The 12,345-nt window shown below is 71.9% G+C and carries 12 protein-coding genes; 2 read left to right on the top strand and 10 right to left on the bottom strand.

The genetic code is table 11. The features are described 5' to 3' along the window. Positions 1-48: 48 nt before the first annotated feature. The 8 genes from pucL to AB0M63_RS07000 form a co-directional block, all read right to left on the bottom strand. Positions 49-930 carry a factor-independent urate hydroxylase gene (pucL, locus tag AB0M63_RS06965; RefSeq protein WP_355907072.1) on the bottom strand — a complete coding sequence of 294 codons (882 nt, stop codon included), beginning with the start codon at positions 928-930 and terminating at the stop codon, positions 49-51. Positions 931-935: 5 nt separating this feature from the next. Beyond that, entirely contained in the window at positions 936-1,334 is a 399-nt protein-coding gene (gene uraH, locus AB0M63_RS06970; protein WP_366018672.1) for a hydroxyisourate hydrolase, read from the bottom strand. After that, positions 1,331-1,846 (bottom strand): 2-oxo-4-hydroxy-4-carboxy-5-ureidoimidazoline decarboxylase, encoded by a 516-nt coding sequence (uraD, locus tag AB0M63_RS06975; protein ID WP_355907078.1) that lies wholly within the window; start codon positions 1,844-1,846, stop codon positions 1,331-1,333. The genes uraH and uraD overlap by 4 nt, the downstream gene beginning before the upstream one ends. 120 nt (positions 1,847-1,966) lie before the next feature. Further along, positions 1,967-2,335 carry a helix-turn-helix domain-containing protein gene (locus AB0M63_RS06980; RefSeq protein WP_355907081.1) on the bottom strand — a complete coding sequence of 123 codons (369 nt, stop codon included), beginning with the start codon at positions 2,333-2,335 and terminating at the stop codon, positions 1,967-1,969. Next, entirely contained in the window at positions 2,332-2,583 is a 252-nt protein-coding gene (locus tag AB0M63_RS06985; RefSeq protein ID WP_355907084.1) for a hypothetical protein, read from the bottom strand. The genes AB0M63_RS06980 and AB0M63_RS06985 overlap by 4 nt, the downstream gene beginning before the upstream one ends. Before the next feature lie 9 nt (positions 2,584-2,592). After that, entirely contained in the window at positions 2,593-4,959 is a 2,367-nt protein-coding gene (locus AB0M63_RS06990; protein WP_366018673.1) for a hypothetical protein, read from the bottom strand. Further along, complete coding sequence (locus tag AB0M63_RS06995; protein WP_366018674.1) at positions 4,956-6,290, bottom strand: hypothetical protein; 1,335 nt, start codon at positions 6,288-6,290, stop codon at positions 4,956-4,958. Before AB0M63_RS06995 ends, AB0M63_RS06990 begins: the two co-directional genes overlap by 4 nt. A 5-nt stretch (positions 6,291-6,295) precedes the next feature. Then, on the bottom strand, positions 6,296-6,979 hold the full coding sequence (locus tag AB0M63_RS07000; RefSeq protein ID WP_355907093.1) for a hypothetical protein: 684 nt from the start codon (positions 6,977-6,979) through the stop codon (positions 6,296-6,298). A 96-nt stretch (positions 6,980-7,075) separates the two neighbouring features. On the opposite strand from AB0M63_RS07000, the gene AB0M63_RS07005 reads away from it, so the two are divergent. Further along, positions 7,076-9,250: a hypothetical protein gene (locus tag AB0M63_RS07005; RefSeq protein ID WP_366018675.1), complete on the top strand. Its 2,175-nt coding sequence runs from the start codon at positions 7,076-7,078 to the stop codon at positions 9,248-9,250. 170 nt (positions 9,251-9,420) lie between these two features. Here AB0M63_RS07005 and AB0M63_RS07010 read toward each other — a convergent pair whose 3' ends face one another. Both AB0M63_RS07010 and AB0M63_RS07015 read right to left on the bottom strand, forming a co-directional pair. Then, positions 9,421-10,446 (bottom strand): hypothetical protein, encoded by a 1,026-nt coding sequence (locus AB0M63_RS07010; RefSeq protein ID WP_366018676.1) that lies wholly within the window; start codon positions 10,444-10,446, stop codon positions 9,421-9,423. Next, positions 10,440-11,186: a TauD/TfdA family dioxygenase gene (locus AB0M63_RS07015; RefSeq protein ID WP_366018677.1), complete on the bottom strand. Its 747-nt coding sequence runs from the start codon at positions 11,184-11,186 to the stop codon at positions 10,440-10,442. Before AB0M63_RS07015 ends, AB0M63_RS07010 begins: the two co-directional genes overlap by 7 nt. A gap of 334 nt (positions 11,187-11,520) precedes the next feature. On the opposite strand from AB0M63_RS07015, the gene AB0M63_RS07020 reads away from it, so the two are divergent. Then, positions 11,521-12,342 (top strand): TIM barrel protein, encoded by an 822-nt coding sequence (locus tag AB0M63_RS07020; RefSeq protein WP_366018678.1) that lies wholly within the window; start codon positions 11,521-11,523, stop codon positions 12,340-12,342. Positions 12,343-12,345 lie beyond the last annotated feature (3 nt).

The raw sequence follows: 12,345 nt of genomic DNA on the forward strand, positions 1-12,345 counted from the left end.
GTGCGTCCTCTTCGCTCAGTGGACTGTGTGGGAGGAAAAGGAGGCGGGTCAGAGGTTGGTGACGTCGACCGGGATCTTCGGCTCGCAGCCGTCCCGCAGGACGGTCGCCTCGATGAGGCCGTAGGGCCGGTCGGCGGCGAAGTACACCTCGTTGTCGTTCTTGAGGCCGAAGGGCTCCAGGTCCACAAGGAAATGGTGCTTGTTGGGCAGGGAGAAGCGGACCTCGTCTATCTCGTCGCGGTTGTCGATGATCCGCGCGCCCATCTGGTACAGGCTCTGCTGGAGCGAGAGCGAGTACGTCTCGGCGAAGGCCTGGAGCATGTGCCCGCGGACCTGCTCGTACGACTCCTCCCAACCGGGCATCTCCTGCTCGTCGTCGGTCCAGTTGAAGCGCCAGCGGGCGGAGACCTGGGTGGCCAGGATGCGGTCGTAGGCCTCGGGGAGGGTCGTGTACTTGTCCTTGACGTAGCCCCAGAACTCGGAGTCGGTCGAGTTCAGTACGACCAGGTCCTTCAGGCCCGACACGACCTCCCAGGCCTGACCGTCGTAGGTGATCTGCGTGACCCGGGTCTCCTGGCCCTTGCGGACGAAGGAGTGGCCGCCCGTGGTGCGCTCCCAGGCGTACTCCTCGATGCGGATGCGGGCCTGGTGGATCGGCTCCTGCGAGGTCACGAAGTGCCGGGCGAGGTGGATGCCGAACTGCTCGGCGGACTCGATGCCGTGCTCCTTGGCGAACGCGTACACCGTGTTCTTGGTGGTGTCGGTCGGCAGCACGTTGGCGTTCGAGCCGGAGTAGTGGACCTCGTCCATGTCGCCGCTCAGCGACACGGAGACGTTGAGGTCCTTGATGTGATGGGTGGCGCCGTCCCGCGTGATCCTGACGACTCGGTTCTCGGCCTTGCCGTACTGGTTCTGTCCAAGCGTGGGCATGTCTGCTAGCTCCCTCGGTATACGGAGTAGCCGAACGGGTTGAGCAGCAGCGGTACGTGGTAGTGCTCGCCGGGTTCGACGGCGAAGGTGATCGCTACCTCTGGGAAAAACGCACCGCTGTCCCGATTCGCGGGGGCGTCCTGCTGCGCATCGGCTTGCTTGTTGTCCTGTTGCGAGAAGTACGGCTCCACGGCGAAGTCGAGCCGTACATGGGTGGTGCCCTCCGGCAGCGCCGGGAGGTCCTTGCACCGGCCGTCGGCGTCGGTGGCGGAACCGCCGAGCTGCTGCCACTGCGCCAACGTGCCGCTACGGGCGGCCAGTTGGACGGCGACGCCCGCGGCGGGGCGGCCGACGCTGGTGTCCAGGATGTGGGTGGACACGGAGGCGGTGGTGCTGGTGCTCATGCCTGTTCTTCCTCTACGAGCTTGGCCAACCGGATGCGGTTGATCTTCCCCAACTCGACCCGGACGATCTCGCGTTCGCGCTCCGGCGAGTTGCCGATCCGCTCCTTGACGGCGTCCCGCATCTGCTCGCCGGTCCGCCCGGTGGCGCAGATCAGGAAGACATGGCCGAACCGCTCCTGGTACGCCAGGTTGAGGTCGAGCATCTCCGCCCTGAGTTCCTCGGAGGCGCCCGCCATGCCGCGCTGTTCGCGGGCGGAGGTGGGGTCGCCGGGCTTGGGGCGGCCGATGGGCGGGTGGCCGGACATCGCCTCGCCGAGGTCGTCGGCGGTCAGGGCGGCCATCGCGGCGTCGCTCGCGGAGTACAGGTCCTCGGGGCCGGCGTACGGACGGGCGGCGAGCAGTCGCCGCGCCCACGCCGTGGAGGCACACGCCTCAAGGAGGACGGCGAAGGCCGCGTGCTCCTCCAGGGCGTTGAACCGGGCGACGCCCGGCGGCGTGGAAGTCGAAGTCACCGGAGCCTCCGTGGCTAGTGCTGAACGGGCTGGCAGTAGCTAACGCCCTCGACAACACCACGTCAACACTTTGTTGAAAATTCCGGGCAACGAAACCCCCGAGTCGCCCGGAAGCCCAGGTCAGGCGTCCTTCTCGCGGTTCAGGTAGTTGTAGACGGTGAACCGGCTGACCCCGAGGGCGCTCGCCACGGTCTCCACACCGTGCCGTACCGAGAAGGCGCCGCGCGCCTCCAGTATCCGTACGACCTCCTGTTTGGCCTTGCGGTCAAGGTCCGCGAGGGGCTTGCCCTTCTTGCGTTCCATGGCCGCCAAGATGTGGTCCAGCGAGTCGGCGAGCTGCGGCAGGCGTACGGCGAGCACGTCGGCGCCCTCCCAGGCGAGCACGACGTCGTCGGGTCCGGCCTCGTCGGGCGGGAGCAGCTCGCCGCCCATGGCGTCGACCAGCGGTTTGACGGCCGTGATGAACGGCTCGTCCCCGATGCCGGTCACCGGTCGCCCTCGCCGATGACGTTGAGCTGGAGCGAGATGCGGGTGGCACCCGCCTCCAGGGTCCTGCGCAGCAGCGCGTCGACGGCGGTGAGCACCGCGTCGGTGCCCCCCTCGGCCGTGTTGCCGAACGGCCCGACGTCCACGGCGTCCAGCTCCGCCGCCTCGATGACCTCCCTGGCGACCAGCGCATGCGCGGGGGCCTCGTCGAGATCGAAGGGCTCTGTCGTGAACTCCACTCGCAATCGCACGCGCTCAACCTAACGCCCCGTACGCGTTTTCGGGGAGGCGGCCAGTTTGGTGATGCGCTTCCACCAGGTGCGGGCGCGATGGCCGCGCAGGACGCCCTCGGGCAGGGCGGAGCCCAGTCCGGAGGGGGACATACGGGCGAGTTCGACGGCGAGGCGGTCGATGAGGCGTTCCGCGTCCGGGGTGCCGAAGAGCCGGCGGCCGAGTCTGCCGTCCTCGATGAGAAGGGCGACGCAGCCGAGAGCACTGGGCACGGCGGTGGGGTAGCCGTGCAGGGCCGCACGGTAGGACATCTTCAGCACACCGACCGTGTGTGCGGTCAGAAGGCCTTCGCCACTGATGACGATCAGGTCGCGCAGCTCCGCCGCGCCGGGCTCGGACCGCATGAACCAGCAGCGGAGGGCCAGGTCGAACGCGGTCTGCCGGGCCGTGGGGTCGAGCTGTGCGAGTGCCGGCCCGAGGGCGGTGCGCACCTCCGACAGGGTGATCGGGCGATCCGGTTCGTACGGGTGCAGGTGCGTCAGCAGCACCGCCCACGCCTGGGCGGGGCCCGCGGGCATGACGGACAGCAGCCCGATCACCTCCGGGGAGGGGATCGGGCTCGCGTCGACGCGCCCGTGCAGCCTGGCCGACACGAAGTCGGCCATGTCCGCGGCCAGCGGCGCGTTCCACTCCGAGGCGGTCGGGCGGAGCCGGGACCGGGGGTGTTGACGGGCGAAGAAGGCGAGCGCCCCGGCGGGGCCCAGGCGCTTGCCGTAGCTCGACAGGAGCCGGAACCGTCCGGGCGGATCGAGTTCCCGGGCCGCCGCGCACACCTGGGGTTCGATGTCCGGGCCGGTCAGCACGTCCAGCAGCAGCTCGGGCCGGCTCAGCGCGAGCGCGAGCGGGGTGACGAGCGCCGGGTCGGCGTCGAGGAACGCCCGGACCCGGTGCTCGGATTCCGCGTCCCGCTGGGCGATTCCGACGTTCAGGGCGGCGGCGCGCCATGCCGTGGGCAGATCCTTGTCGGCGGCGATCGTGGAGAAGCTCGCGCCGGAGTCCCTGATGAGCCGGTAGGCCGTCCCTTCCGGGAGCGGCGGGTGCCTCTCGGCGTGCTGGAGCAGGGACAGCCGGGTGTCCGGCCGTACGGAGGTGAGCGCGCCCAGTGCGGCCGCGCTCAGCAGCTCGCCCAGGCATGCGCGGGCGAACTCCGTGCGCGCCGGATGCAGTCGGGCGACCAGGGTGTCCGCCCGTCCGCCCGTGGGCCGGTCGGCCACGTCGTGGGCCAGCAGCCGTTGCTGCTCGTCGGGGACTCCGCCGAGGCCCGCGGCCAGTGAGGTCCACGCGGAGTCGTCGCCCGAGGCCAGCGCCTCGGCGCAGGCGGCCCGGGCCTCGGGCAGGCGCATGAGATGGCCGGCCGTGGGCGGATCGGCCAGACAGCGGACCACCAGGGCGGGGTCCGGGCGTACTCCCCGTTCGAGGCTGCGGGCGAAGGCGAGCCCCTCGGGCAGGGTGGCCAGGGACGGCCGCCCCTGACCGTCCGAGGCGTACACGGCCGCGACCCGCAACAGGCTCCGGTCGACGGCGTCCGGATCCAGGAGCAGGTCACGGAGGGCGGCGACGGCGGGTCGTACCGTCGCGCGGGGCTCGGCGGTCCGGCCCGGCCGCGTGTCGTCGGGGAGGTCCGCGATCACCGCGCCGTGGGGGGTCTGTTCGCGGGCGGTGATGCCCACGATCCCGAACTCCTTCACGGCACGGCCCGTCTCGTAGGTGGAGAACGAGAAGCGTTCGGCGGCTCCGGGCAGCAGGTGCTCCAACTTCGCGGTCAGTGCCACCGCGATCTCCGGGCGCCGGCGCAGACAGGCCGGGGCACGGCCCGCGGCGGTCAGTACGGCGTCGAGGAAGGGGGCGATCTCGTCGCGGTCGACCTGGGCCAGGGGCGGGCCGTGCGGGATGTCGTCGAGGCTGATCCTCGGCAGGTGCCGCTCCTCGTCGTCCGCGACCAGCGGGGTGTCCTGCGTCGCGCGCCACCAGAAGTCCGAGGCATGGCGCAAGGCCAGCTCGCTCACCGGGAGTTCGGCGCGCGGGCCGACCAGGACGTGGGCCCGGAAGTTGCCCGGGCGGCCACCGCCGTCCCTTCCCGCGTACGTGCGGTGGAACACCAGGCGGAGTTCGCCGAGGTCGGTCCAGCCGAAGGAGACCGGTGGCTCTTCGTCCTCCTTCCTCGGCAGGGGACGGCTGTAGCGGCAGAGGGCGAGGGCCGCGGCGAGGCTCGCGCTGCGGCCGGCGGCCAGCGCCGGGCTGGCCGCCACCCGCTGGAACCCGGCGCTGCGGTCCAGACCCGACAGCGCCCAGGTGTAGTGCAGTTGCTCGACCGAGCGGGTCACGGCCACGCTCACCAGCCCGTTCCCGGCACGACACCCGGGATGCGGTGCAGCAGTGTGAACAGCGGGTCGAGGCAGCGCAGGGGGTCAAGCACCTCGATCCTCCCGTCCACCGGGGTGGAGCCGATCGCGGCGACCGCGTGGAAGGACAGGCGGTCCTTGGGGAACGCGTTGGCGGCGGCCAGCAGATCGGGGGCGCGCAAGTCCTGGAGCACTTTGATCACGTATTTCTGGGTCGCCTCGATGTCCGCCCGCCACCTCTCCGCGTTCCCGACCGGATCCTCCGACTTGTGCGCCGGAGCCTGCTGGGAGAAGCCGAAGACGGACCCGGGCAGGAGTTCGGCCAGGAGATCGGACTTGGAGATCGTCAGTGCCACCGGGCTCGCGGTGCGGCGGTGCCACGGCTTCGAACCGTGGTGTCGGGCGAGATCCTCGACGCATGCGTTCAGCAGCCCGACCTGGCTCTGCGTCTGAGCCGCCTCGTCGTGCGAACGTTCGCGCTTGCGCCAGTCGGCGCGGTCCAGTTGCACCGGGTCCACCAGGAAGATCAGGGCGTCGGCCTGTCCGACGAAGTCCGCGTCGGTGGCTCGCTGCCGCTGGTCGGTGAGGGTCTCGCCGGCGACGTCGTGGAAGAGCAGGGCCACCGGGTCCCCGCCCTCGAAGGTGATGTTGCAGGTGAGCGCGCGCGGCCTTTCCTGGTGGCCGGCGGGGTTGGTCGGTTCCATCTGCCCGCGCAGTTGGAACACGTGGCTGAAGTAGTCCTCCTGGAAACGCCGTTCGCTGTCCTCGTCCAGCGCGAACTCCTTGCAGCCGACCTGCTCCAGCCCCTGTTCCCGGGCGGCCAGGAGCAACATGCTGGCCAGGTAGTGCGTCTTGCCGGCGCTCGTCGTCCCGGCGACTGCCACGGTGATGAGCCGCCGGTTGTCCAGGGCCGGGGGCAGCGGATGCCCGCACTTGTAGCAACTGCGGGCGGGTATGTCCTGCGACGAGGCGCGTGCGTTGAGCGGCTGGAGCGGGCGCGGCAGGTGCTGCCAGACGAACCTGGGCACCAGCCGTCTGCCGTACGAGGCCAGCAACGGGCCGATGCCCGGCTCGGGTTCCTCCTTGGGCGCGTTGCGCTCGGGCTTCAGTTGGGGCGCCACGATGACGGGGTAGCCGCCGGCCAGGCCGAGAAACCGGGCACCCGAGTACGGCCGTACGGTCGGCGGGGTGGGGTGCTCGGCGCCGGGTCCCCAGTCGGGGGCCGCGTCGGGCGCGGGCTCGGTGTAGTGGGTGGCGACGATCTCGCAGTTGCCGAGTTTGATCTTCTGCCAGCAGTAGGGGCAGGTTCTGGTGGCGTGCGTCAAGGCCTTCACTGGAGTCCCCCCGATGCTTCCGGCTCCGGATTCCCGCTGTCCTCACCGGAGTTGTCGCTGTTCCGGTTGTTCTGGTATTCCCGGCCGCCGTGCACGCTGACGTTCCAGCGGACGCCGGCCTTGATTCCGTCGCGGAGGCGTTTTCCGTTGTTCGCCGCCCCGCCCCGGGTCGATTTCGTCGGGTCGTAGGTGAACACGATGGTGAGGATGATCCCCACGACGAACGTGCAGTTGGGCACGGCGGCGGCGCCGATGTCCGCACCGTCCCTGCTGAGTGCCGTCGTGTAGATCATCGCGAACTCGGTCGCGGCGAGCATGCCGACGAACGCCATGACCCGAACCGCGAGTTGATTGGTGGCCGCCGGTCTCGTGGCGAGTCGGCGGAGGACATAGCCGAGTCCGACGCCCGCGCCTCCCGGGATCACGGCACCGGCCGCCACCGCGGTGTGCGCGCCGGGTCCGCTCTGGGCCAGCGCGGTGACGGTGAAGTCGGCGAAGTCCAGCCCCGCGGCCTGGGCGCCGAGGACGACGAGCGCGCCGCTGAAGACGGCGCCGACCCGGATGACGCGTTCCATGGGGTCGGCGGTTTTGAAGATCACGGCGATGCTGCACGCCACGAACGTGAGCATCGAGCCGATGAGCAGCACATGCAGTGCCACCCGCAGAAGTGTGCCAGTCATTGCCCCTCCCTGAACTGGCGACTACCGTAGCCCACAATCTGTATCTGGTATAGGAAAATAAATAGAGCCTTTCAATATAACTGATACAATAAAACTGTGATCGAAAACGCGCTGAGTGAGATCGGAAAAGCCGCCGCCGTCCTGTTCCGCGAGGCGCCCTACCGCGATGTCGGACTGGAGCGCGTGGGAGCCGCCGTGCGGCTGCCCGCCCCTGCCCGGGGGCGGCAGCCGACCGGCGCCGGACGCAGCCTGATGTGGGTCTACACGGTGATCCAGGGCAAGGGGCAGGCCGTGGCCCTGGGGGTCGCGACCGCCTGGCAGGACCATGTGGCGACCGCCCGCGCGGACGGGGAAGCCGCCCGGGACCGGCTCCCGGAGACTCTGATTGAGGCGCGTGCGCGGGTCGCCGAGGCGGTGGCCGCCGTCTGCCGGTTCGTACGGGCCGAGGGCCCACTGTGCGAGCAGTTGGCCAGCGGACTGTCCGACCTCTCGCACCGCGGCCCCGCCCCACGGTCCCGGCCCAAGGAACGGGCCCTGCCGGACAGCCTGTTGGGCCGGACCGCGGCGGCCGCGCGGCACGGCCGCTGCGCGGTGTTCACCGACTGGCTGACCACCGCGCTCGAAGAGGCCCGGGCCGCCGTCGGCTGGCAGGCGCCGTCCGAGGTGGGTCAGGCCGCGAGCGAGCTGTCCGACCTCGCCTTCCGGATCGCCGTCCAGGATCCGTCGGCCGACGCGGACACCCTGGGCCGGGGTCTGTCGGCGTACTGGTTCGAGCGGTTCGTGCTCGGCGACTCGGGAGTTCCGCACACCGAGGCGCTGCGCGCACTCGACGGCGCGGAGCAGGCCGTCGCCGCGATGCCCACCGGCTCCGCGCTCGCAGCGGCCTCCTCGATGCTGCGGGCCAGGGCCGCGCTCGCCACCGGGATCCATCATCGGCGGGCCGCCCGCGAATTCCGGCCGCTGGCAGCGGAGTTCACCGCCGCCGAGCGATGGGAGGAGGCGTCCGACGCCACCAGCAGGCTCGGCCTCGCCCTGTTGCGCGGCGGCGACCTGACCGGCGCGGACACCGAGGCCGTACGGTCGCTCGATCTCGCGCTCTCCGCCTTCGGCCCCGAGGACGACCGCGTCGCCCGCGCGCTCACCCTCCAGGCGGAGATCGCCGCTGTCGCGGGCAGGCCGCGACCGGCCCGGGAGCTGGCGGAGCGGGCGGAACGGGCCCGCACGGTCCGCTACGAGAGACGGCCCGGCCAGGAGAGTTGGCGGCGGCTGACCCTCAGCCGGGCCGCACGCGTCCTGGCGCTCTGCCACTCCGGCACCCCCTCGCGCGCCGCCGAGGGCGCGGCAGAACTGCTCGCGGACCGGCGGGCCCACCTGCGCGCCGGGCCCCTGACGCCCTCCGGTGTGCTGGACGCGGACCGTCTGCTCGGCCTGGCGCTCCTGGAACAGGGGGACTTGGCGGGCGCCGAACGGGTCCTGCGGGGGGCCCTCGCACAACGGCGTCGGCGAGGGGAGGAAGCGCACACCTCCACTCAGCGCCTGGTCGCCGACCTCGCGCGCTGCCTGCTGCTGTCCGGCGAGCCCGAGCAGTCGGGGGATCTGCTCGCCGCCGCCCCCGGCCTCGGCGCCTGGTACGAGACAACGGTGTCTTTCCGGCTTTCGTGCGGCATGCGGCGCTATCACGCCGAGAGCCTGCTGGCCCGGCCCGAGACTCCGGACGCACTCTCCCTCTCGGGTGAACTGCTCGACCAGTGCGCCGAGTTGCTCGCCCGGCACGGGGTCACGGGTACCGATCCACTGGCGGGCGCCCTCGCCAGAAGCCGGGCCCGTTGGCTGACCGCGAGCGGACGCCCCGACGAGGCGGTCCTACTGCTCCGGGCGGCGGCCGCCGACCTGCCCGACCCGGCCGCAGAGGGCTACCGCCCGCAGCGGGCGGCCCTCCACCGCGAACTCGCCCGCCTGCTGACCGAACACGGCCGTACCGCCGACCGCACCGAGGCACGACAACTCCTCGACGACGTACTCGCCCTGCCGACCGACCTCCTGGAACCGGCACACCCGCACCGCCTCGCGGCCCACTGCGCCCTGCTCGAACTCGCCCTGGACGAAGGCCGACCGACCGACGCCGAACGCCTCGCACGGCCCTTCACCACACCGGCCGCCGAGACCCTGCGCATCGACGAACGACACCCGGTCCTGCGCCGGGCGCGAGAGCTGCAGGCGCGGTTGCCCGAGGCGGACGCGGGCGGGTCGGTCGGGTGGGACGACCTGTGAGCCGCTCGCACACGGCACGGCCGGACACTGTGCGAGCCACCCCCACCCCTCACCGCATCGCGAGGCCGGCTGGGACGGCCCATGAGCCGCCCACATGTGGCACGGCCGGGGCATCCTGCGAGCCACCACACACGACACCGCTGGAACGCCGTGCGAACCACCCCCACCCCTCACCACACCCGGCTCGGCAACCCCGCCCGCCGCCACCCCTCCACCAGCGACCGGCGCAACCGGGGCGAGATCGACGCGTGCCGGAACGAAGCCGTGGCGAGGTGGAACGGGCCGACCACATAGGCCTCGGCGAGCCTGGGCAGGGTCGGGAACTCCCGGTCGTGGCGTTCCGCCGCCGCGAGCATGGTGGCGGAGCCGGGTGCCAGGTCCACGCCCCAGCGGGCCAGCCTCGGCAGTCGTGCCAGCCGTTCGACGATTCCGGTGCGCAGGGCCTCGGACAGCTCGATGCCCAGGGGGCGGGACGGGGCCGCCAGCGCGAGGATCTCGGCGGTCATCGCCACGCTCTCGGCCACCAGCAGCCCCTCGCCGAACTGCAGGCGCACCGCCCACTCGTGCAGTCCGAGCCCGACGAGGTCCCGTACCTGGTCGAGGTGGACGCCCACGTGCAGCCCGAACGAGGTCTCGATCCGGCTGCCGGGAAGGGCGTGCGGTGCCACCACGAAGACCGGCTCCGCGCCCTGGACCAGCCAGCCCCGCCAGATCAGTTCGGCCGGCACGGGAGCACGCAGGCAGGTGTGGCCGCGCAGGCCGAGGGGCCTCAGGCCGGCCAGCCGGTCCAGGGCGTCCGCCGCCTCCGCCGCGTCCACCACGGACTCCGGTGGCAAGGGGGCGGGCGACGGCGGTCCGCCGTGCCGGTCGCACAGGCGGGCCAGGGCGACCGCCGCACGGCGCACCCCGGCGGCAGGCCCGCACGGCGGAAGATCGTGCTCGCGCGGACGCGGATATCCCGCAGGAACGCGGCCCACGGCACCACGCAGTCCCCGCAGCCGGTCGGCGAATCGATGGTGCGCCGGGGCCAGCCGCACGGCCGCGCGGTCGACGGACCGCAGCAACCGCCGGTCGCCGCGGACGACGGCGTGCAGCAGGAGTTCCGCCAGCCCTCTGCACCGCCAGTCCGTCGCTTCCTGACCCGAGGCCGGTACGTCCCAGGCGAGTTCCACCAGCGGGTGACGGTCCCTCAGCATGCGGGCGCCGGGTCGGGCCGGCGCAGTCGCACCCGGTAGAGCAGCCGGTCCGGGTCGTCGAAGGCGGTCCGGCCGTGCAGCACGGTGCGGTTGTCGACGATCAGCACGCTGTCGGGCAGCGACGGCAGTTCGACCACGGCGGGGTGCCGCTCCACGTGGGCGGCGAAGAAGTCCCGGCAGCGCCCGGCCGACAGCAGGTTGTCGGACCGCCAGCGCATCCGGTCCGCTCCCTCCAGGACCGGGTAACCGGCGACGCGCCGTTCCGGAGTCCGGAACACGCCCGGTGTGCTCCAGCGCCACACAGGACTGCGCAGTTCGGCGAGGGTGCCCCCCGGCAGTCCGAGGATCGCCTCCCGGGCCGGGAGCAACCTGCTGTGCCCTCCGTCGGCGGCGGGCCGGACGGTGAACAGGCAGACCACGTCCTCGGGTTGGGGACTGTAGGCGGCGTCCGTGTGCAGCGGCGCAGGCCCCGTACGCAGCGAGAAGGTGTCCGCCGTGCCCGATCGCCGGGCGCGCACCGGCCACACCGCCGCCCCCGCGTCATGATCGGAGGGCGTGCCGAAGCAGCGGGCCAGCTCCAGCAACCGCCGGCGGTCCACGACGGTGCCGTCGGTGAAACCCGCCTCCGTCAGATACGCCCACCCCCGCGCGCGAAGGCTCCGCCGAGCCTCCGCGAGATGTCCGGGCTCCCGCCGGGGATCCGCGCCCGGACCGGTCCGCACTGCGCCGACGTCCGTCATACGCCCGCCCTCCGGATGTACGTCTCAGGGGGTGCGGCCGTCGGGTGGACGGCCCCGCACCCCCGGTCGGGGCCGCCCGCCCCCAGAACAGCGCAGGCGGGGGCGGTGTGTCAGCGTCGTCCGGGATGCCCGGACAAGCTCGGACAGCGCCGGCCCCGGCCACGCGCCGCCGTTTTCCGCCGAGCCCTCTTGACAAGCTCCGACCCGGAACGGCAATCTTCCATTAAGCAGAAACAATATTCCACGATACGGAATCTCAAGGCGGCACCCAGATACCGCACCCTGATACCGCAACCCGACACGGCATCCCGACACGGAAGGGAGCGCGACCCCGATGGGATTCGCAGACCAGCGCTTCAACGTCAACCTGTCGATCCTCTTCACCGAACTCCCGCTCCTGGAACGCCCCGCGGCCGCCGCCGCGGCCGGCTTCACCGCGGTCGAGCTGTGGTGGCCCTGGGTCGACTCCCCCACCCCCGCACAGTCCGAACTCGACGCGCTCAAGCGGGCGTTGGAGGACGCGGGCGTCCAGCTCACCGGCCTGAACTTCTACGCCGGACAGCTCCCCGGACCGGACCGCGGCGCCCTGTCGATCCCCGGCGAGGAGTCGGAGCGGTTCCGCGCCAACATCGACGTGGCCGCCGACTTCGCCCACTCGCTCGGCGCCACCGCGCTCAACGCGCTCTACGGCAACCGCGTGGCCGGCGTCGACCCGGCCGAGCAGGACGCGCTCGCGCTGGAGAACCTGGTCCTCGCGGCCCGCGCCGCCGACCGGATCGGCGCGATCCTGCTGATCGAGGCGCTCAACAAGCCCGAGTCGCCGCTGTACCCACTGGTCAGCGCCCCGGCCGCCGTAGGAATCGTCGACAAGGTCAACGACGCGAGCGGCCTCGGCAACGCGCGCTTCCTCATGGACCTCTACCACCTGTCCATGAACGGCGAGGAACTCCCGTCGGTGATCGAGCGGTTCGCGGCCAAGACCGGCCATGTGCAGATCGCGGACAACCCGGGCCGCGGCGCGCCGGGCACCGGGTCGCTCCCCCTCGAAGACCTCCTCGACCGGCTGGCCAAGGCGGGTTACGACGGCTGGGTCGGCCTTGAGTACAAGCCGGGCGACCGCCCGAGCGCCGAGGCCTTCGACTGGCTGCCCCGCTGACCC

It is taken from the genome of Streptomyces sp. NPDC051576 (assembly GCF_040681835.1).
Lineage (GTDB): Bacteria > Actinomycetota > Actinomycetes > Streptomycetales > Streptomycetaceae > Streptomyces.